Source organism: Bacillus sp. RE35 (assembly GCF_052146655.1).
Taxonomy (GTDB): domain Bacteria; phylum Bacillota; class Bacilli; order Bacillales; family Bacillaceae_G; genus Bacillus_A; species Bacillus_A cereus.
This window is the reverse complement of the sequence record NZ_CP197377.1, coordinates 781,081-800,483: the sequence shown is the minus strand read 5'-3', so window position 1 is coordinate 800,483 and position 19,403 is coordinate 781,081. Positions and strand designations below refer to the sequence as shown.

Genomic DNA, 19,403 nt, shown 5'->3' with positions numbered 1-19,403 from the left:
TTATAAATATATTGAATTTTTACGAAATGTAAATGTTTTGTAATGTTTTTTTTCGCTAAATTTCATTATAATAAGTGGATATGAGTGTCGTATTTCAATCCAAATGAAGGAGTACAGGAAATGGAGCAAAACCCATCTTTGCAAGAAAATACACGCAATAAACCGAAAAAAAATAAGAAAAAAATAAAAATTATTATAAGCGCTATATTATTCGTTTTATTAATAGGCGGCGGTTATACTTGGTTTTTAGTAAATAAAGCATCTTCTGCTGTTCGAAATGCCGCACACGATTTAGCACGCGGTGATAAATCTGATTTACGTGATAAGGCTGTAAAACCTATTACAAACAACGTCTCTGTTTTAATAATGGGTGTTGATGAAAGCGATGTCCGTGGAAAAGAATATGGTGAAGCTATAAGAACAGACGCGCTTTTACTTGCAACATTTAATAAAGATAGCAAAACTGTTAAACTATTAAGTATCCCACGTGACACATATACTTATATTCCAATAGAAAAGAAAAAAGATAAAATTACACACGCTCATGCATTCGGTTCTGCTAAAAACGGAAAAAATGGTGGACCACAAGCAAGCATTGATGCAGTTGAAAAATTAATGAATGTTCCTGTCGATTATTTTGTAAAATTCAACTTTAAATCATTTATAAAAATCGTCGATGACTTGGGCGGTGTTGAAGTTGATGTACCAGTTGAATTTACTGAGCAAGATAGCAATGATAATGCTGAGGCTATTCACCTAGAAAAAGGTGTTCAAAAGCTAAATGGCGAAGAAGCTCTTGCTCTTGCTAGAACAAGACACATCGATAGTGATGCAATGCGTGGACAACGTCAACAACTCGTTATCGAGGCTATTTTAAAGAAACTAACTAGTGTTGGTTCTGTAACAAAAGTTGGCAACATCATTGATGATATTAACGGCCAATTCGTTACAAACTTAACATTTGATGATATGCTTTCATTCTATAAATATGGATCGGATTCGGAAATTGAGAAATTACAAATCCAAGGTGATGATTGCTATATGGCAAAAGGTGACGATACTTGTAGCAAATCTGCTGGTGGTGGTCGAACTTACTACTACAATCCAGATAAAAAAGAATTAGCTAATGTTACAAATGAACTTCGTACTCATCTTGGACTACCTGCATATACAAAGTTTGACTCAGACTCTGATTCGAAAAAGACAAAAGAATCTAAGTCTGAAAATTCAAGTGAACGCGAATCAAGTAACCATGAAGTGAAAAATAAGAACAAAAATAGCAGTGAAGATACAGAAACATCGTCTAACGACAATGAATAGTAAAGAAGCCGTACTCTATGGAGGTAGAGTACGGCTTCTTTTTATTTCTTCAGAATTAAAAATCAGAACTTTCTAACTATCTTTTTTAATATTTTTAAATTATAATAAATAGTAGCAATCTATTCCAATTATCAGGGGGCTCATACATATGAAAGCTGCAGTAAAACATAACATCTCAGATTTTAAAGACTACTTAAAATCCAACGATATATACATGGAAGAAAATATAGATGAAAATGATGGCTCTGTTCATTTTTCAGTAGGATTAGAGACTGAAGCTGGCGCAAAAATTCAACTTATCGCTGCTTTCCAAAACGAACATCCTACGGTGGATATATACTGCTTCAATGTTGCTCACGTACCTGATGCAACATCAACAAATGATATTTTACATGTCATCAATGAATTAAATACATCTTATCGCTTTGCAAAATTCACATTAAATAAGCAAAATGCAATTGATATTTCAACATCTCTTGCATTCTCAGAACCAAACTTTAATCCAGCACTTGTCTTTGAACATACGAGAATGCTATATAAATTAGCGAATGACGAATATAAAAACTTAATGAAAGTTATTTGGGCATAAATAAAAGGATGGGCTGCAAGCAGCCCATCCTTTTATTTCGATATCATATCAATCCACATCTTAATAGCAGTGCCGACAATTAAAATCGATAACATATATTGTAGTACTTTTTGATTTATCCTCTTCCCGACTCGCGCTCCAAGTGGCGCAGCAAATATACTTGCAACCGCAATAATTAGAGCTGGAATGATAACTACTTGTCCAGTAATCACTTTTCCAGTCGTAATCCCTACTGAGGAAATAAACGTAATAGCGATAGATGTCGCTATCGTCATGCGCAATGGTAATTTTAAAATAACTAGCATAATAGGAACTAAAAGAAACGCACCTCCAGCTCCAATAATGCCCGAAACACCTCCTACAATAAACGCTAACACACTTGCTAACCATTTATTATACTTAACTGCTCCACTATTATTTTTCTTCGGTACAAACATCATCATAGCTGCAATGGTCGCCAATACTGTATAAACAACATTTACAGCGTGTTCATCTAATAGATTTGCACTAAAACTTCCTATAAAACTTCCTATTAATATACTAGCTCCCATATACATAACTAACGTTTTATTCATGTCATTACTTTTCCGGTATGCCCACGCGCCTGCAAAAGTTGCAAAGAATACTTGTACCGCTGTAATACCGCTCACTTCATGTGACGTATAGCCAGTAAATCCTAGCAATACTGGAATGTATAAGATCATCGGATAATTAATAATCGCGCCACCAATCCCAACCATTCCTGATATAAATGATCCTATAAACCCAATTATAAAAAGTAATACGACTAAGCTCATCTTACATCCCCCGCCTTCTAAAAAGAAGGTGATTTAAATGAATAAGTTTACATTCCCATCCGAAGCATCTGCTAAATATGCCCCTACACCTGCAAACTCTACGCCTTCCATAATCTCTTCCTCTTTTAACCCTAATAAATCTACTGTCATTTGACAAGCTACAAGTTTAATCCCCTGTTCTTTTGCCAAATCAATTAAATCTGGCAAAGGCATTGCATTATGTTTTTTCATAATGCCTTTAATCATCTTTGGTCCCATACCAGCAAAATTCATTTTGGATAACCCCATCTTATCAGCACCGCGTGGCATCATTCTTCCAAATACTTTTTCTATAAATGTTTTCTTTACATTCACATATTCATCTTTCCTTAAAGCATTTAATCCCCAGAAAGTATGAAAAATAGTTACCTCTTGATCATACGCCGCTGCGCCATTTGCAATAATATAAGCAGCCATTGCTTTATCGTAATCTCCGCTAAATAAAACGATTGTTGTTTTCTTCTGTTGTTCCATATTGTTCTCCCTCCAATTACCTATAGGGGTATTTTTATTTATAAAAATTGTTTCTCCCTATTCTACTTTTCCTTCCCAAGCTAACATACCACCTACCACATTGATTACTTGAAAACCGTAACTTTCTAAAAATTGAACAGCTCTTGCACTTCTCCCGCCTGAACGACAAACGATAATATATTCCTGATTTTTATTTAATTCATGCATACGAAACTCTAATAGTCCTAGTGGAATATTACATGCTTCTGGAATTTTCCCTTCAGCTACTTCTTCTACTTCACGTACATCCACAATATTTACCGCTTCTTTACGCAACAATTTTTCTTCTAATTCTTTTGTAGTCATTTCTTTCATTTTAAATTTCCTCCTCACAAACCATTCATACCACCTGAAACGTTTATTACTTGCTGAAACCCTAGTTTTTTCAATACCTTTGCTGCTTGCTTACTTCTCATTCCACTTTGGCAAATAACGATTACTTCCTTATTCTTATCTAATTGATTCGCCTTACTTGCTAGATCATTTAGGGGGATATTTTGAAAGCCTTTCATATGATTCCCTCTATATTCACCTACTGTACGGACATCAATAAAATACTTCCCCTTTTTCCCCACTATACTTTTCAATTCTTTGCCATTTATATTTTGAACACCTTTCACTGGTAAAAATCGTGAAATAACAAACCATGCAGCAAGTACAATGAAAAGCGTACTTAATATTGTGTTCATATAACCAACCTCTCTATATTTACAAAACTATTGCTTCACTACGCCTTCCTAATCCAAAACTTCAGCACATCGCCTTCTTCTTCAAGCTTTACGATGTCATGGCCACATTTATTTGCCCACGCTGGAATATCCTTAACTGACCCTTTATCCGTTACATGTATTTCTAACACTTCTCCAGTTTGCAAAGTATCCATTGCTCTCTTTGTTCTTACAATCGGCATTGGACATGCTAAACCTTTCGCATCTAACACTTGTTTTATATTCATCATCAATTCCTCCATTTTTTATTTATTTCATTATTCGTGCACTGCACAACGATTTGGACCAATCTCCATTTCACGCTCTTTATCCACACTTGGGTGAATTTTACCCATATTGGTTTGACGAATTTCTTCATATGCATTTGGCTGAGGTGGTAAGTTTTCTGTTACAACTTTACGGAACTCTCCCTCATCCTCAATATTTAATCCTGCATTATGCTCAAATAAATCTTTTAATTTTGCACTAACAATACCACTTTCGTTCATTTCACTTATTTTTGAATAATGAGCCGGTAACACAACTAAATTTTGAGATAGCTCTTTATATCGGCTATACAAAGTATTACGTAAATCACTCACCCAATCTTCAGCCTTACCAGCAAGATCAGGACGCCCAATTGAATCTACAAATAAAATATCGCCTGATAATAAATAAGAATCATCTACAATGAATGACGTACTTCCAATCGTATGCCCTGGTGAGTATAACGCGTCAATTTCAATTTTAGTACCCCCCACCGTAATAACAGATCCTTCAACGAGCGGTTCGTATGAGAAAACGACTTCCTCCGCATCTTTTGGCGGTAACCAATACGTACCCCCTACTTTTTCCGCTAACTTACGTCCTCCAGAAATATGGTCTGCATGTAAATGTGTATCCATTACATTCTTAATCGTAACGCCATGCTCTTTCGCAAACTCTTCATATGCCTCGGCTGTCCTTACCGCATCAATAACTGCTGCTTCACCGTTTGAAACGACCATATAAGATAAACAGCCTTTTCCTAGGCGGTTAAACTGATACATACTTCCGCCATTTTTTAAATCTCCAACTTTTATAGGCTTTACATATTCACTCCAAGCTTTCATGCCACCAGCTAAATAATAAATATTTTGTAATCCCGCCTCTGTTAATTGCTCTGCCACAAATATAGAAGACCCTTCTTTTGCACATACTACTAAAACATCTTTATCTTTAGGTAATTCACTTACAATATGATCTACACCATCTAACAAGTCAAAGTAAGGTTTATTAATAGAAGAAACTTGTTTCCCTTCAATTTTCCAATCTTCATAATCCGTCTCATTACGAACATCTAAAATGAATAACTCTCCGAATAAAACTTTCTCTGCCACATCTTTTGCTTGTAACGGTTTAACATTCATTTTATTACCCCCATAGGTATATTTTCTTTCAAAAAAATTTACTTCTCTATATTCCCTTTCCACTCTAACATGCCTGGGATGACATTTTTCACATTTGCATAACCTTTCTCTTTCAACATGTGGCAAGCTACATCACTACGGTTACCAGTTCGACAAATAACATAAATTTGCTTCATCTTATCTAATACTGCACTGTCTAATTCACCTAATGGCACCGAAATGGCGGATGGAATATGGCCAAAAGCAAATTCCGCTGCTTCGCGAACATCTAATACAATGCTCTCTTCTCCATGAGACAATATAGACTGTAATTCTGCATTCGTAATTGTATGTGGATATTTCACAACTTCATTCACTTCATGCTCGTTTGCTTTCCTAACATAATGCACCAATACATCACCCTCGTGTTTCGTCCCGATATATTGATGTCCTACTTTACTCGCCCAACTTTTTATATCTACCGTAGATCCTTTATCTGTTGCCTTAACTTCAATCACTTGCCCTGGTGCCAATCCTTCTATCGCCTTCTTCGTTTTCACAATAGGCATCGGACAAGCCAAACCTTTACAATCTAAACTCATATCCACTTTTATACTCATAATCGATTCCTCCACAATTCATATACAAATACCTGTAGGGGTATATTAAAACGTTTTTGAAAATCTGTCAACACTTACGTTTGACAGATTATCGGCTTTTTACAAGTAATTGAACAGCTTCTTTAATTAACTCTTCATTTGAACCATTACCACTTTCAAACTGTTCACGCAAACACTGCTCTAAATTCGTTCCAACAACGAGTCCAATTGTACGATCAAGTGCAGAACGAGATGCTGTTAACTGTGTAATAACTTCTCGGCAATCTTTTCCTTCTTCCATCATACGAAGCACACCACGAACTTGACCTTCAATACGTTTCAATCTATTTTTCATATCTTGATTATATTCCATTCTATAATCACCTCATTACCATTATGTCACCATTTATAACCTATGACAATATATTATACCCTATAGGGTATTTTGTAAACCCCTATTTTTAATTTTTGTCTTATATGTTCGCGAAACAAAAATTAAAACCTTAATCTATAGGTTTTCATCTTTCACTAAATCTTGAAGTAGAAGATGAAAAATATCAATATACAACACGTTCTGGCAATACTGTCCCATACAATTTAAAACCACCATCTACATTCTTTACCTTATATCCTTTTTCCATTAACATACGCGCTGCAACATACCCTCTCATACCAAGTTGGCAAGTGATATATATTTCTTTTTCCATTGGCACTTCATCCAATCGATCACGTAATTCATCTAACGGAATATTAATAGAGCCTTCAATCATTCCCTGTTTTAGTTCGTTAGGCTCTCGAACATCAATAAGGTACCCACCATTTTCAACAATGTGATCTATTTCATGCCATTGCACTGTGTCCACAAAACCATCTACTATATTACTTGCGGCATACCCCACCATGTTTACTGGATCTTTTGCAGAAGAATACGGCGGGGCATATGATAATTCTAAATCTGGTAAATCGATTACAGTTAAATTTGCCTTCATTGCCGTTGCAATAACATCGATACGCTTATCTACTCCATCACGCCCTAAAGCCTGTGCTCCGTAAATTTTTCCGCTTTCTTTATTAAAGATTAATTTTATTAGCACTGGCGTAGCATTCGGATAGTATCCCGCATGAGAATTTGCCTGTACATGTACTACCTCATAGGGTATATTTAATCGTTTTAATATTTTCTCATTTACTCCAGTCGAAGCAACTGTTAAATCAAAAACTTTAGCCACAGAAGTTCCCATCGTACCTTTATATAAAGAATCTGTATGCCCATGAATAATATCTGCTAACATGCGACCTTGACGATTAGCTGGCCACGCTAAAGGAATCATCGTTTCTGTTTCTGTAACAAAATCTTTCACTTCAATCGCATCACCAATTGCATATACATATGGGTCAGATGTTTGAAATTTCTTATTTACCTTTATCGTTCCTTTAACTCCTAATGCTAATCCTGCATCTTTCGCTAAACTACTCTCTGGTTGTACACCAATTGCTAAAATAATCATATCTGTTTTTATAACTGAGCCACTTTTTAAACGTACAACAGTCCCATTCTCTTCTAACGCATCTACACCATCTTCAAAAACAAGCTCAACATTGTGCACCTTCATATGCTCATGTACATATGCCGCCATTTCGTAATCAATTGGTGGCATCACTTGATTTGCCATCTCTACAAGAGTAACCTCAATCCCGCGTTCTCTTAAATTCTCAACCATTTCCACTCCAATAAATCCTCCACCAATAACCGTCACATGACGTGGTTTCTTCTCATCAATATACGCTTTTATACGATCTGTATCAGGTACATTTCGTAACGTAAACAACGCCTTCGCTTCTTCAATGCCCGGAATAGGTGGAACAATTGGTTTCGCCCCTGGTGAAAGAATCAAAACATCATATTCCTCGTTATATGTTTCATCTGTAGTTACATTCTTTATCGTAATTGTTTTCTCTTCTTTATTAATCTTTACAACTTCACTCAATACACGTATATCTAAATTAAAACGTTTTGACATCCTTTCAACAGTTTGTACTAATAACTTTTGTCTTTCTGTAATGACACCGCCAATATAATATGGCAATCCACAGTTTGCGAACGAAATGTATTCACCGCGTTCAAACATAATAATTTCATCTTCCTCACTTAAACGACGAAGCCTTGCAGCTACTGATGCCCCGCCAGCAACTCCGCCTACTACAACAATTTTTCTAGACATATGTCAAACCTCCATACTATTTATTATTTAATTCCCTCATATATCACACATATAAAACCTATACCTGTACGGGTATATAATAAATTATAAAAAATTTAATTTCAATCAATATGTCTTTCACAAATTTGAAACAAAAAAAGAACTTAGATATTTCCAAGTTCTTTACGAATGAATCAATCCATCGTTCTATTATCATACTTCCTATAATCTCTTTGTAAAACTATACTCCATGTTCCCGCCTAGGGCTGCCGCTGTATCACCAGTTTCTCTAAAATCATGTGTATATATTTTTTCAAATGAACCGAAATCTACTTGCTTATAAAATTCAAAACAAGGGAATCCATCATGCTCCCCTTGAATATCAATACTACCATCCTGTTTCACACATACATTTAATACATAATCCACAGGAGGTGCATATACATTTAATGGATTACTTGCACTCGCACTCATTTTGAATTGCACACCTTCAGAATTCCATGTGATATCAGTGCACACAATATTTTCTGTACTTGCTTTCCCTGTTCTTTTACTCACAGAACCATCTGGACTTGTAATCTTCTCGGTCGTAATACCCGTGTTCGCATATGAAAACACTTCTTCTTTATAGAAATCAACTACTACCTCTTGCTCAACTCTAGAGCGCATCGCATTTACCGCATACGGTGTGAATTCACGTGAATCACCTTCGAATTGAATTACTTTTTCTGTTTCCATATCCTTCTTAGCCTCAGTCCAAGACATTGGAATAAATACACTGGCTCTAATTTTCACGATATTAGTCATAAGAAACACCTCTATAATTTTATTTTAGATGCTGAATGCTTATTAAATAAAACAGACCATAATTTCAATCCTAAAACCAATAGATTTCTCTTTTACTTTTCTATTTCCTTCTAAAAAATAGCGCTATATTTATGTTTAGACTGTCGTTTTAAAGCTATATTCCATCTCTCCAGCTAGTGCTGCTGGGGTATCATCCGTTTTTCTGAAATCATGTGTGTATATCAATTCAAACGAACCAAAATCTACTTGTTTATAAAATTCATAGCAAGGGAAACCATCATGTACACCTTCAATATTCACAGTGCCACTTTCATTAGCTCGTATAGTCAAAAAATAATCAGCTGCAGGTGCTGCTGCGTTTAAAGGATTACTTGCACTTGCTCTCATTTCAAATGAAACTTCATCTTCACTCCATACAATATTTGTACATACAATGTTTTCTGTACTTGTTTCTCCCTTTTGATACTCAATTGAGCCATCTGAATTTGTAATCTTCACGGTGACGATACAAGCATCTGCATATGTGAAAATTTCTCTTTTATAAAAATCAATATTCACTTCTTGTTCTAACCTTGAACGCTTTGTGTTCACAGCTTGTGGTGTAAACTCACGTGCATCTCCAGCATATTCAAACACTCTTCCTGTTGCAGGGTCCTTAATAGGTTCCAGCGATGCATACGGTGCAAATACACTCCCTCTAATTTTCACGATATTAACCATGTGAAACCTCCATTGATTCTATATTATATAAATCATTATTTGTTCTACCGACATAATATAGTCAATTTGATTGACTATATTATGTATAGTACAATAGGCATTACATATAGTCAACTTAATTGACTACAAGCGCGGAGGTTATATACATGGATCAAACATTTAACGAGTTAGATCTTACATCGCTTTTATCATTATCATTTAGCACATTAATCACTGAGCTACATGACAAATTAAGTGAATTAGGATTTGAAGATATTAGGCCAGCACATGGTTTTATGTTCAAACGCATCCTTCCTAATGGGGCAACTGGTATAGAGCTAGCTGAGTATTTGGGGATTTCCAAACAAGCTGTAAGTAAAATGGTGGATTCTCTTGAGAGTAATGGCTACGTTACACGCAAAACACATCCTACTGATAAAAGAGGTAAAATCATCGTTTTAACCGCACGTGGTTTGTCAGTAATGAAAGCAAAAGAAGAAATAGTAGCTGAAATAGAACAGCGATGGATTGAAAACATAGGTACAGAACGAATGCAGATGCTAAAAGAAGATTTAACAACATTCGTTACTAAAGAAAATACAGAGAAATTATCATCAAATATACGACCTGTCTGGTAAACAAAAAACGAATTCGTTTTCATTTCATCTTTTTCACATACAAAAACTGTCCCGTAAATACGTTCTTCAACATTATTTATGCCTGTCTCTCTATGATATCCGACAAAATCAATACCTACAGGCGGCGTAATATCAACCTTACATACCCCTATTTTGCTCATTTGGATCACTCCATTTCTCTATGTAACTCCCTTTTTTCAAGAATAGCATATTTTTCCTATTTTAAATAAAAAAAAACGGACACAGTATCCTATGTCCGTTCTTCCCCTCACACATACTTCCGATGCACCATCTTCCCATCATAAGAAAACACAACGCCCTTACTCTCCACAATGGACTCCATATGCACCGTTCTTCCCCATAGCTGATGAAGATATGGTAATACTTTTTCTAAGTATTTTAAATCGAGCTCGATTCCTTCGTAACTATGTTTAATGTATAATTCTCCGTTCTTTAAGTAGTCTCCATCTTCTACTACTAAGTACGGGAACCCACCATTTGTCCGCATATTTACGAGTTGATCACGCACATTCTCCCATTCTTTATCTATTACTTTATATTCTTTTCCTTGGCGCTGGAATAAGTACATATCTTCTCGCATAACAAGATCTTTATTTAAGTAGTTTCTTAGGAACGATACGTCCCATTCAATTTCGCGTACTTCAAACATTTTGTCACGGCCAGATCCTGGTTTTACGCCTCGTCGTTTCATTTCTTCAGTCGGATTATTGTACCGTTCTTCAATATCTTCAAAGATTTTAATACCGAGGTAGTATGGATTAATACTTGTTTTTGATGGCTGTACAACACCTGCATTTAATTTCGCAAATTCAATTGCTTCATCAGAGGTTAAGTCCATTTCACGAAGTATGCGTTGATGCCAGTAGGATGCCCAGCCTTCGTTCATGATTTTCGTTTCAAGCTGTGGCCAAAAATATAACATTTCTTCGCGCATCATCGTTAATATATCACGCTGCCAATCTTCTAATTCACGGCTATATTCTTCAATAAAGAGAAGTAAATCTTTCTCTGGTTGTGGTGGAATTTTCTTCTTTTTACGCACATTGGAACGTTCCTGCTTTTTATTGCGATTATCTAAATTCCATAAATCATCGTATTGCGACACCTTTTTCTTTTCTACTTCTTCCTCTTCTAAATCATCAATACTCCATGCGAGCTTCGGACGCATAAGCGACGGATCAATATGCTCTTGAATGGCAAGTACGGCATCTAAAAATGTTTCTACCTCTGCCTTTCCGTACTTATGCTCATACGCTTTCACACGGTCCGCTGTTGCCGCCATACTCTCTACCATATCTCGCTTCGTATTTGAAAAACGAATATTATTTTTGAAGAAATCACAGTGTGCTAAAACGTGCGCTACAATTAATTTGTTTTGAATTAAAGAGTTCGTATCTAATAAAAAGGCGTAACATGGATCAGAGTTAATAACGAGTTCGTATATTTTACTAAGTCCTAAATCGTATTGTAATTTCATTCTGAAAAATTGTTTTCCAAAACTCCAATGTGAAAACCTTGTCGGCATCCCATATGCACCAAATGTATAAATAATTTCCGCTGGACATATTTCATAACGCATCGGATAAAAATCAAGCCCAAATCCAGTCGCAATTTCCGTAATTTCCGCAATCGCATATTGCAGTGCTTTATCATCACTTGCTCTCATTATTTTCCCTCCTTACACTTTCCCTTAAGAAAGTGTATGATGAAGAACAAGCTTTCATGAGGATTGATTGCATAATAAAAAGACACCCCCGCAAAAACGAGAATGTCTCATCTATTAACCTTCAATAATCTCCATCTTCTCCGTAATCGGAGTACGTGCTTTTCCTTCTGGCGCTTTATCGAAATAGCCGATATGAAGAATTCCAACGATACGTTGGCCTCTTGTTAAACCGATTCCTTCTATAAATAATGGATTGTAGTTTAATCCGCCTGATTTCCAAACGCAACCTAATCCGCGTTCCCAAGCAAGAAGTTGGAAGTTTTGCATGAATGCACATGTTGCAGCATAATCTTCATCACGTTGAATTTGACGCGGATCTTCATTTATATATACAACGATTTGTGCAGGCGTGCTTAAAAAACGATCTGATAAAATTTTACCGCGTTTCGCTCTTTCTTCTTCCGTGAAAGAGTTTAATACTGCATCTACTAATTTCTTGCGGCCTTCTCCGATGTATAGTTTACAATTCCATGGTTCACGGTGCTTATGATTTGGTGCCCATGTTGCATCGTTTAATAGTTCAATTAATAAATCTTTTTCTACTGCTTTGTCTGTAAATGTACGAACAGAGCGTCTTTCTTTAATCACATTAGCGATGGAAGTATATGTAGTCATATTTATCTCTCCCTTATTTTTATCTATATGTATAAGTTTATCGTCATCATTGATATTGATTTTCAATTTCGATTATACCTTAGTTTTTTACTATTAATCAATGTTTTATGTTGGAAAACTTCTAAAAACGTCATTTCATACTGTGAATAAAAAAACTTGATTTGTTCACAAGTATTTCACATTTTATGGAAATGATATGTGTACAGTTTTCTACATTATCCATCTAGGAGGAGTTTACATGTACAAAAAAATCGCTGTTTGTATGACTATGGCAGCATTATTATGCGGGATATCCACCTTCCCTACATCCGCTGCCACACCAAAAGAAGTAACAATGCATCACCATAAACCAATTCCAGAAGAAGAAGTGCAATCGCTAGAAAAACTCGGCTATAACAAACATGAAATTTGGAAAGCTGCTCATATTGCAAGAATTAGTAATAAAGAAATAAAAGATGTTTTAGCTTACTATAAGCAAAATAAATCTTGGGAGAAAACAGCCGAGCATTTCGGTGTAGATCCAAGTAAGCTGAAAAAGCATCATATGAATAAAGAAACAAAGCAAGCACTGCTACAACAGTTAGCAACTATGCAAAAATCCACACCTGATCAGCTAAAGCAAAAAATGAAAGAATATAACATCAAATTGCGTCATCTTACTGTGTTAACAATCATCTCTCAAAAAAGCAATACCCCTCTTGATGATGTATTAAAAATGAAAAAAGATGGAATGGACATTAAACAAATTGCCGAAAAATTAAATGTAAAAAGAGAAGATATACGAGCGGAAATGATGAAATTAGTGAAGTCTATTAAAGAACAAAAAACAAATTAAAATGCTAAAAAGGAAGAGGCTTTCACTACTCTTCCTTTTCTTTATGAACTTTCAATTTTTAAGTATAAATTCCCGTCTTTCCCAAAAACTAACACAAGTAAATGATGTAAGTTAGGGGTGAGAAAATGTTCGGTTTATCATCTAAGAAATCAAAAAAGACTAATACAAAAACACTTTGTTCTATCCCAGAATTTATACAAACCATGAAAGAATCAAGCGATTTTGTCTCTTATAACATACTTAAAGATGAAACGTTGTGCTTGTTTTATTATAAATCTGTCGTGGAAGCACTTATTATTAAACAATTCATTTTAACTCCTATAAAAAAGGAATCGGAACAAATCCAAAACATCTCTGATTTATGTAATATTATCTCTATTGAAGACATTATTACCTCCCCTTCTATTGATGATATTCGTGAAAAATTATTAGGTGGATATATTTTAATACGCTTAAAAAACAATTCGAATCCTGATCAATATGCTTTAATTCGTGCCGAAAGTACTGTTTTAGGAAAACGATTATATAACGATACAGAAAATGAGTATAGCGTAATCGGGCCTAAAATCGGTTTCGTTGAAAACCTTGATACAAATATCCACTTATTACGCCGAAATATCGTAACGGAGCAACTCATTTTTAAAGAAGTTACCGTCGGATCTATATCAAAAACAAAAGTAGCAGTTGCTTATATAGAAGGAATTACAAATGAACAATTTGTCAACACCGCAATTCAACGGCTAGAAGACATTGACTTTGATGTCCCATTTGATTCAACTATGATTGAGCAATTTATTAGTGATAATAGCAATTCACCTTTTCCTGTTCTATTACCTACAGAACGATTAGATCGAGCTGTATTTGCATTAATTAACGGGGAAGTTTTAATTTTAACAGATGGCTCTCCATATGCTTTATCAGGACCAACAACGTTACTGGATTTTTTCATTTCACCAGAAGATTATTATTTACCGTGGATGATTGGATCGTTCTTTCGTATTATTCGTTTTTTCGGAGCTATATTTTCTCTGTTTTCCTCCGCTATTTATACAGCGGCTTTAACATATCATTATCAAATGATTCCTGCCGATTTACTAGGTCCTATTATTTTCTCGAGAGCTAACGTACCTTTCCCTCCTATTCTAGAAGCACTCTTTTTAGAAATTACAATCGAATTACTTCGTGAAGCGGGAGCGCGTTTACCGACAAAAGTCGGACAAACGATTGGGATTGTTGGGGGGATTGTAATTGGCCAAGCATCTGTTGAAGCGGCTTTGACAAGTACAATTTTATTAATTGCAGTTGCTTTATCCGCTCTTGCATCTTTCACAACACCGACTGTAAAGATGTCTTCTACTATCCGGTTGTTACGCTTTCCTCTTATTCTTTTAGCCGGTGCATTCGGAGGATTAGGCCTTATTGTCGGATTTGTATTTATTTTAGCTCATTTAATTAAATTAAAATCACTTGGATCACCTTATTTATTACCTTTATATCCATTTCGTGGTTTAAGTACAGCAGAAGGTTTTCTTCGATTACCATTTAGTCAAACGGCACAAAGACCTTCTTTTCTTAGACCAAAATCAAAATGGCGCTATAATCCAAACAAATCGAAGCAAAAACGTGATGGTGAGAATGAATGAAAAAAGTTTTATTGCACCTTATCATTATCTTCTTCGTTTTACAAACTGGCTGTACACAAACGTATATAGTGGATGCACAGCGTATTATTCATATTGCTGGATTTGACATCACAAAAAACAAAAGATTCCAAGGAACTATCTTATTCCCTGAATACACACATGGTGTAAAATCTAAGCCAGAGACGCAATCAACATCTGCTCGTTCACTTGAAACAATCGCTTCACGATTAAATGCTAAATCTCCTCACAATGTCGTTTTAGGTCAAATGCGTGTTGTCCTATTTGGAAAAGCTCTAGGAGAACGCGGAATGGGAGAGATTATTACTAACTTACAACGTGACCCAAATATCGGACGCGATGTACAACTAGCAATTGTAGATGGATCGGCTGAAGAGCTTTTAAATTACGGAAAAAAAAATGGGTCTTTATATATTGCTGATTTACTCGAACAAAATATAAGAAATGAAAACATTCCACAAACCGAATTAAACATTTTTTTATATAATTATTACTCTTCCGTATGTGATGCCTATGTTCCTTATATTAAAATGGACGATAATCATTCTGTCGCTGTCAAAGGGCTTGCCTTTTTAAAAGGCGATAAAGTCGTCATGTATACGGATAAAAGACATTCTGTTTTAGCAAAATTACTTATTAATCCTACGAAAAATGGACGTTACGAAGCAGCGATAAAAAAGGATAAACATAAAGGTATGGTTGTTATACAAAACTTAGCTGGGGAAAATAAGTATAATATAGATCAAACTGGCGACATACCAAAAGTAAAAATCCATTTAAAATTAAATGGATTAATTAAAAACTCTCCTAATTGGATTGATTTAAGAAAAGAAACAAATATCAACTATATAAAAAAACAAATTGAACGAAATGTTGAAAAAGACTGTGAAGATCTAATAAAACAATTTCAAGAAAAGGAAATTGATCCTTTAGGAATACGAGATGAAATTAGAAGCCATACGAGAAAATGGAATATAACACAAATTCGAAATATGTATAAAAATGTAGCGGTGGATGTAAATTTAGATCTTAATATTGTACAATCTGGAATCGGAGAATAGTGAGGTGAAATAAGCAATGAATACAATGAATACAATGAATAAAACAAAGACAGTCTCTCCATATTTTGCATTTATTTTATTGCATTCTCTCCAGATTGGTATAGGAATTCTCGGATATCAACGTGTAATTTTAAAAAACGCTGGTTATGATGCCTGGATTTCTCTTATTATTGCGGGAATTGCAACTCATATTGTGCTGTTTTGTATGTTAAAAATGCTTGAAAAAGACGGAGATTTAATTAGCATTCATACAACAACCTTTGGAAAATGGGTTGGCTCTATATTTTCTGTAATTTTCACTCTTTATTGCTTATTATTTTGCCTTACTGTTCTTCGTACATATATGGAAGTGATACAAGTTTGGATTTTCCCTACCATTAAGTTATGGAAACTTACGCTTATGTTTTTATTAGTCACTTACTACATTATAAAAGGTGGCTTCCGTTCTGTGACAGGGATATGTTTTTGGGGTATTGTTCTTCCTATGTTCGTTGTATTCTTTTTAGTCTATCCGATGAAGTATGCACATTTTCGTAATATTTTACCTATTTTTACACATTCACCTTTTGACATGCTTATATCTGCAAAACACTCTGCATTGGAATTTCTAGGGTTTGAAACAATTCTTATCTTTTATCCCTTTATTGAAAAAGGAAAATCTTTAAAGCGATGGGCCCATGCTGGAATTGCTTTTAGCACCTTAATTTATGTAGTTTTAGCTATCGTATCTTTTATGTATTATAGCGAGGGACAATTAAATCGTACTATATGGCCTACTTTAACGATGTTAAAAATAATTAAAGTTCCTTTTATCCAGCGCTTTGAATATATTATTATTTTCGTTTGGTTTTTAATTATTTTACCAAACCTCTGCTTAACTATTTGGTCATCATGTCAAACGATGAAGCGTTCCTTTCATATTTCATTTAAATTTACATTACCGTTTTTTATTTCCATCGTCTTTATAGCTTCATTATTTTTCACAAACCGCGAAAGTATCAATACATTAAATACAGTGCTTTCTCAAGCTGGCTTATATATTGTATACGCTTATATCCCGATTTTATTTCTATTCCATTCATTACGATGGCACTTCAAAAATCGTTCAAAAAAAACTTCTCCCTAGGTGTCCCTTAGTCTGATACAATTTGATTAATACATTTGTAAAGGGGACAAGCGAATGAAAAAGTATGTATTTTCTTTACTTGCAGTACTAAGCTTAATTCTTGCTGGGTGCGGAAGTACTAGTACAAATGACCAAAAATCTTCTGAATCAAAAAAAGAAGAACATGACCACGCATCGCACACTCAGCAAGCTGACATTCAAGAGAAAACAAAAGGAGTCGACACACTTCCGACCTTCCTAGATAAGCTTGATCCACAAATGAAAGATATTTACACCGTCGCTGGACAAAATGCAGAGCTATTAGATTGGATTCCATGCTATTGTGGTTGCGGTGAAAGTGTAGGACATAAAAATAATAAAAACTGCTTTATTCGTGAAATTAAAAAGAATGGTGAAGTTGTTTGGGATTCCCACGCAACGACTTGCGTCAATTGCCTAGAAATCGCAGTTGAATCTGCTTCCATGAAACAAAAAGGAAAATCAACGCTTGAAATTCGTAACTATATCGATAATAAATACAAAGAAGGCTATGGCAAACCAACACCTACGCCAATGCCAAAAGCTTAAAAAACGAGGAAACTCCTCGTTTTTTCTTTTCATTCACTTTTTTTCTTAACAAATTCTTTCAAGTGTATTTCCCCTTACTTATCACACACTATATATAACTCTCGGTAAGGAGGGTACACAGTGCAAACATATAACGACTATGATAAAGCTCTCTATTACACGTATTGCTGTAATTGGGATAAATTACTCGTTCTCATGGTTCAAACGAACGATCAATTATTTTCTAAACGTATTGAGCATTTTTTACACGCTTATCAATACAGTAAAGAACTGCCAGAAGTTGATAAACAATTGCAGCTCCTATTTCAATATATTGACCACGCATCCCAAAAGTCGCATGTAGAAGAAGTAGAACAAATTCAAATGTAAAATATAGCGCTATTCTCTTTCGGAGAATGGCGCTTTTTTAAAATGTTTATATCAATAAAAGTTTCTCCTTATAAAACTTTTATTGATAAACATATTTTTTCTTTCTTTTCCATACCACTTCATACTATAATTTAGTATGTAACTATTATAAGAGAGGTATAAAATATGGGACGAGAAAAAAAGCAAGAATATGCTTTACTTACCGCATGGGGAGCTTCTTTTATCGCTACACTAGGAAGTCTGTACTTTTCCGAAATCATGAAATTTGAGCCTTGTGTTCTTTGTTGGTATCAACGTATTTTTATGTATCCATTCGTTTTATGGCTCGGTATCGCTGTAGCAAAGAAAGATTATCGCATTGCAAGTTATTCTTTACCAATCGCAACTATTGGTGCTTGTATTTCTTTATATCACTATGCAATTCAAAAAGTCGCAGCATTTTCAGCTGCTGGGGCAGCTTGTGGACGTGTACCATGTACGGGAGAATACATAAACTGGTTCGGCTTTGTGACAATCCCGTTTTTAGCACTTATCGGCTTTATTACAATCGCTGTTTGTAGCTTTATTGTCATCAAAAACAAATAAGGAGATGAAAGAATGAAAAAAATGCTTATATTTGGTGGTATTATTATCGCCTTGTTTGCGGCAATTTTCGCTGTAACACAAATGGAAGAAAAAAACGCTTCAACTAGCCAAAAAATTGATAATGCTACTGGTAGTCAAACAGATGGTCCTGATTACTACACAAATAAAATCTCACTTTCAGATCTTCAAAAGAACTTAAAAGAGAAAAAAGAAGAAACAGTATACTTTTATCAAACATCTTGCGTTCATTGCCAAAAATTATCTCCTGTCGTAGTGCCAATGGCTAAAGACTTGAACGTTGATATGAAAGTTATGGATATTGAAAAATTAGATGTTCCTTGGGATGAATATAAAATTCAAGGTACACCAACAATCATTCATTTTAAAGATGGCAAAGAAGTGAGCCGTATTAGCGGTGAACAGCCGAAAGACAAATTAAAAGAATGGCTTGAACAAACGAAAAAGTAACGAGAAAAGGAAACTCCTTCTACACATGAAATGGGCGTAAAATCCCACACTAATGTATAAGGAGGGGGTTTT

The 19,403-nt window shown here is 34.9% G+C and carries 24 protein-coding genes and 1 pseudogene; 11 read left to right on the top strand and 14 right to left on the bottom strand.

From position 1 onward, the window contains the following. Positions 1-120: 120 nt before the first annotated feature. Both ACTL4X_RS04155 and ACTL4X_RS04150 read left to right on the top strand, forming a co-directional pair. The gene (locus tag ACTL4X_RS04155; protein ID WP_048655907.1) at positions 121-1,320 is read left to right on the top strand and encodes an LCP family protein; all 1,200 of its coding nucleotides are present in this window, start codon (positions 121-123) and stop codon (positions 1,318-1,320) included. Positions 1,321-1,468: 148 nt separating this feature from the next. After that, positions 1,469-1,909, top strand: coding sequence for a hypothetical protein (locus ACTL4X_RS04150; protein ID WP_000642362.1), 441 nt, complete (start codon positions 1,469-1,471; stop codon positions 1,907-1,909). A 32-nt stretch (positions 1,910-1,941) separates the two neighbouring features. Here the strand turns inward: ACTL4X_RS04150 and ACTL4X_RS04145 are convergent, their stop codons facing one another. The 11 genes from ACTL4X_RS04145 to ACTL4X_RS04095 all read right to left on the bottom strand — a co-directional run bounded on the left by ACTL4X_RS04145 (position 1,942) and on the right by ACTL4X_RS04095 (position 9,680). Then, a complete protein-coding gene (locus ACTL4X_RS04145; protein ID WP_048655908.1) occupies positions 1,942-2,706 on the bottom strand; it encodes a sulfite exporter TauE/SafE family protein in 765 nt (254 codons plus the stop codon). Between the two features lie 33 nt (positions 2,707-2,739). After that, positions 2,740-3,219: a DsrE/DsrF/DrsH-like family protein gene (locus ACTL4X_RS04140; protein WP_000437746.1), complete on the bottom strand. Its 480-nt coding sequence runs from the start codon at positions 3,217-3,219 to the stop codon at positions 2,740-2,742. Between the two features lie 57 nt (positions 3,220-3,276). After that, a complete protein-coding gene (locus ACTL4X_RS04135; protein WP_000661810.1) occupies positions 3,277-3,573 on the bottom strand; it encodes a rhodanese-like domain-containing protein in 297 nt (98 codons plus the stop codon). A 14-nt stretch (positions 3,574-3,587) separates the two neighbouring features. Beyond that, positions 3,588-3,947, bottom strand: a complete 360-nt coding sequence (locus tag ACTL4X_RS04130) for a rhodanese-like domain-containing protein (protein ID WP_001092318.1) — start codon at positions 3,945-3,947, stop codon at positions 3,588-3,590. Between the two features lie 38 nt (positions 3,948-3,985). Next, positions 3,986-4,216 (bottom strand): sulfurtransferase TusA family protein, encoded by a 231-nt coding sequence (locus ACTL4X_RS04125; RefSeq protein WP_002182462.1) that lies wholly within the window; start codon positions 4,214-4,216, stop codon positions 3,986-3,988. A gap of 27 nt (positions 4,217-4,243) precedes the next feature. Beyond that, positions 4,244-5,374: an MBL fold metallo-hydrolase gene (locus ACTL4X_RS04120; protein WP_048655909.1), complete on the bottom strand. Its 1,131-nt coding sequence runs from the start codon at positions 5,372-5,374 to the stop codon at positions 4,244-4,246. 38 nt (positions 5,375-5,412) lie between these two features. Then, positions 5,413-5,973, bottom strand: a complete 561-nt coding sequence (locus ACTL4X_RS04115; RefSeq protein WP_000023951.1) for a sulfurtransferase TusA family protein — start codon at positions 5,971-5,973, stop codon at positions 5,413-5,415. 88 nt (positions 5,974-6,061) lie between these two features. Further along, positions 6,062-6,325 carry a metal-sensitive transcriptional regulator gene (locus ACTL4X_RS04110; RefSeq protein ID WP_000456206.1) on the bottom strand — a complete coding sequence of 88 codons (264 nt, stop codon included), beginning with the start codon at positions 6,323-6,325 and terminating at the stop codon, positions 6,062-6,064. 184 nt (positions 6,326-6,509) lie between these two features. Beyond that, entirely contained in the window at positions 6,510-8,174 is a 1,665-nt protein-coding gene (cdr, locus tag ACTL4X_RS04105) for a CoA-disulfide reductase (protein ID WP_078187585.1), read from the bottom strand. A gap of 201 nt (positions 8,175-8,375) precedes the next feature. Then, complete coding sequence (locus tag ACTL4X_RS04100; RefSeq protein WP_000182101.1) at positions 8,376-8,960, bottom strand: DUF3238 domain-containing protein; 585 nt, start codon at positions 8,958-8,960, stop codon at positions 8,376-8,378. A 135-nt stretch (positions 8,961-9,095) separates the two neighbouring features. Then, entirely contained in the window at positions 9,096-9,680 is a 585-nt protein-coding gene (locus ACTL4X_RS04095; protein ID WP_000247265.1) for a DUF3238 domain-containing protein, read from the bottom strand. 146 nt (positions 9,681-9,826) lie between these two features. Here ACTL4X_RS04095 and ACTL4X_RS04090 point away from each other — a divergent pair, with 146 nt between their 5' ends. Then, positions 9,827-10,297 carry a MarR family winged helix-turn-helix transcriptional regulator gene (locus tag ACTL4X_RS04090; protein ID WP_139847157.1) on the top strand — a complete coding sequence of 157 codons (471 nt, stop codon included), beginning with the start codon at positions 9,827-9,829 and terminating at the stop codon, positions 10,295-10,297. A gap of 10 nt (positions 10,298-10,307) precedes the next feature. Here the strand turns inward: ACTL4X_RS04090 and ACTL4X_RS04085 are convergent. The 3 genes and pseudogenes from ACTL4X_RS04085 to ACTL4X_RS04075 all read right to left on the bottom strand — a co-directional run. Beyond that, a pseudogene (locus ACTL4X_RS04085) lies at positions 10,308-10,458 on the bottom strand (neutral/alkaline non-lysosomal ceramidase N-terminal domain-containing protein); the annotation flags it as partial. A 107-nt stretch (positions 10,459-10,565) separates the two neighbouring features. Beyond that, the gene (gene spoVR, locus ACTL4X_RS04080; protein WP_001202702.1) at positions 10,566-11,984 is read right to left on the bottom strand and encodes a stage V sporulation protein SpoVR; all 1,419 of its coding nucleotides are present in this window, start codon (positions 11,982-11,984) and stop codon (positions 10,566-10,568) included. Between the two features lie 114 nt (positions 11,985-12,098). Beyond that, a complete protein-coding gene (locus ACTL4X_RS04075) occupies positions 12,099-12,659 on the bottom strand; it encodes a nitroreductase family protein (RefSeq protein WP_000214819.1) in 561 nt (186 codons plus the stop codon). 238 nt (positions 12,660-12,897) lie between these two features. Between ACTL4X_RS04075 and ACTL4X_RS04070 the strand changes: the two genes are divergently transcribed. The 8 genes from ACTL4X_RS04070 to ACTL4X_RS04035 all read left to right on the top strand — a co-directional run bounded on the left by ACTL4X_RS04070 (position 12,898) and on the right by ACTL4X_RS04035 (position 19,331). Continuing rightward, positions 12,898-13,494, top strand: a complete 597-nt coding sequence (locus ACTL4X_RS04070; RefSeq protein ID WP_000276968.1) for a hypothetical protein — start codon at positions 12,898-12,900, stop codon at positions 13,492-13,494. A 125-nt stretch (positions 13,495-13,619) separates the two neighbouring features. Further along, on the top strand, positions 13,620-15,137 hold the full coding sequence (locus tag ACTL4X_RS04065; RefSeq protein WP_071740637.1) for a spore germination protein: 1,518 nt from the start codon (positions 13,620-13,622) through the stop codon (positions 15,135-15,137). Then, a complete protein-coding gene (locus tag ACTL4X_RS04060; RefSeq protein ID WP_441394985.1) occupies positions 15,134-16,216 on the top strand; it encodes a Ger(x)C family spore germination protein in 1,083 nt (360 codons plus the stop codon). Before ACTL4X_RS04065 ends, ACTL4X_RS04060 begins: the two co-directional genes overlap by 4 nt. A 25-nt stretch (positions 16,217-16,241) precedes the next feature. Continuing rightward, positions 16,242-17,342 carry a GerAB/ArcD/ProY family transporter gene (locus ACTL4X_RS04055; RefSeq protein ID WP_071740653.1) on the top strand — a complete coding sequence of 367 codons (1,101 nt, stop codon included), beginning with the start codon at positions 16,242-16,244 and terminating at the stop codon, positions 17,340-17,342. Positions 17,343-17,396: 54 nt separating this feature from the next. Further along, positions 17,397-17,909: a PCYCGC domain-containing protein gene (locus ACTL4X_RS04050; RefSeq protein ID WP_000761036.1), complete on the top strand. Its 513-nt coding sequence runs from the start codon at positions 17,397-17,399 to the stop codon at positions 17,907-17,909. Positions 17,910-18,029: 120 nt separating this feature from the next. Further along, positions 18,030-18,278, top strand: coding sequence for a YhdB family protein (locus ACTL4X_RS04045; RefSeq protein ID WP_001195459.1), 249 nt, complete (start codon positions 18,030-18,032; stop codon positions 18,276-18,278). A gap of 165 nt (positions 18,279-18,443) precedes the next feature. After that, entirely contained in the window at positions 18,444-18,863 is a 420-nt protein-coding gene (locus ACTL4X_RS04040; RefSeq protein WP_000532265.1) for a disulfide formation protein C, read from the top strand. A 12-nt stretch (positions 18,864-18,875) separates the two neighbouring features. Further along, complete coding sequence (locus tag ACTL4X_RS04035) at positions 18,876-19,331, top strand: thioredoxin family protein (RefSeq protein ID WP_000738436.1); 456 nt, start codon at positions 18,876-18,878, stop codon at positions 19,329-19,331. Positions 19,332-19,403 lie beyond the last annotated feature (72 nt).

Excerpts from the sequence above, each read along its gene's own strand:
- ACTL4X_RS04155 (WP_048655907.1), top strand. The coding sequence starts at position 121 with ATGGAGCAAAACCCATCTTTGCAAGAAAATACACGCAATAAACCGAAA.
- ACTL4X_RS04150 (WP_000642362.1), top strand. The coding sequence starts at position 1,469 with ATGAAAGCTGCAGTAAAACATAACATCTCAGATTTTAAAGACTACTTA.
- ACTL4X_RS04145 (WP_048655908.1), bottom strand. The coding sequence starts at position 2,706 with ATGAGCTTAGTCGTATTACTTTTTATAATTGGGTTTATAGGATCATTT.
- ACTL4X_RS04140 (WP_000437746.1), bottom strand. The coding sequence starts at position 3,219 with ATGGAACAACAGAAGAAAACAACAATCGTTTTATTTAGCGGAGATTAC.
- ACTL4X_RS04135 (WP_000661810.1), bottom strand. The coding sequence starts at position 3,573 with ATGAAAGAAATGACTACAAAAGAATTAGAAGAAAAATTGTTGCGTAAA.
- ACTL4X_RS04130 (WP_001092318.1), bottom strand. The coding sequence starts at position 3,947 with ATGAACACAATATTAAGTACGCTTTTCATTGTACTTGCTGCATGGTTT.
- ACTL4X_RS04125 (WP_002182462.1), bottom strand. The coding sequence starts at position 4,216 with ATGATGAATATAAAACAAGTGTTAGATGCGAAAGGTTTAGCATGTCCA.
- ACTL4X_RS04120 (WP_048655909.1), bottom strand. The coding sequence starts at position 5,374 with ATGAATGTTAAACCGTTACAAGCAAAAGATGTGGCAGAGAAAGTTTTA.
- ACTL4X_RS04115 (WP_000023951.1), bottom strand. The coding sequence starts at position 5,973 with ATGAGTATAAAAGTGGATATGAGTTTAGATTGTAAAGGTTTGGCTTGT.
- ACTL4X_RS04110 (WP_000456206.1), bottom strand. The coding sequence starts at position 6,325 with ATGGAATATAATCAAGATATGAAAAATAGATTGAAACGTATTGAAGGT.
- cdr (WP_078187585.1), bottom strand. The coding sequence starts at position 8,174 with ATGTCTAGAAAAATTGTTGTAGTAGGCGGAGTTGCTGGCGGGGCATCA.
- ACTL4X_RS04100 (WP_000182101.1), bottom strand. The coding sequence starts at position 8,960 with ATGACTAATATCGTGAAAATTAGAGCCAGTGTATTTATTCCAATGTCT.
- ACTL4X_RS04095 (WP_000247265.1), bottom strand. The coding sequence starts at position 9,680 with ATGGTTAATATCGTGAAAATTAGAGGGAGTGTATTTGCACCGTATGCA.
- ACTL4X_RS04090 (WP_139847157.1), top strand. The coding sequence starts at position 9,827 with ATGGATCAAACATTTAACGAGTTAGATCTTACATCGCTTTTATCATTA.
- spoVR (WP_001202702.1), bottom strand. The coding sequence starts at position 11,984 with ATGAGAGCAAGTGATGATAAAGCACTGCAATATGCGATTGCGGAAATT.
- ACTL4X_RS04075 (WP_000214819.1), bottom strand. The coding sequence starts at position 12,659 with ATGACTACATATACTTCCATCGCTAATGTGATTAAAGAAAGACGCTCT.
- ACTL4X_RS04070 (WP_000276968.1), top strand. The coding sequence starts at position 12,898 with ATGTACAAAAAAATCGCTGTTTGTATGACTATGGCAGCATTATTATGC.
- ACTL4X_RS04065 (WP_071740637.1), top strand. The coding sequence starts at position 13,620 with ATGTTCGGTTTATCATCTAAGAAATCAAAAAAGACTAATACAAAAACA.
- ACTL4X_RS04060 (WP_441394985.1), top strand. The coding sequence starts at position 15,134 with ATGAAAAAAGTTTTATTGCACCTTATCATTATCTTCTTCGTTTTACAA.
- ACTL4X_RS04055 (WP_071740653.1), top strand. The coding sequence starts at position 16,242 with ATGAATACAATGAATAAAACAAAGACAGTCTCTCCATATTTTGCATTT.
- ACTL4X_RS04050 (WP_000761036.1), top strand. The coding sequence starts at position 17,397 with ATGAAAAAGTATGTATTTTCTTTACTTGCAGTACTAAGCTTAATTCTT.
- ACTL4X_RS04040 (WP_000532265.1), top strand. The coding sequence starts at position 18,444 with ATGGGACGAGAAAAAAAGCAAGAATATGCTTTACTTACCGCATGGGGA.
- ACTL4X_RS04035 (WP_000738436.1), top strand. The coding sequence starts at position 18,876 with ATGAAAAAAATGCTTATATTTGGTGGTATTATTATCGCCTTGTTTGCG.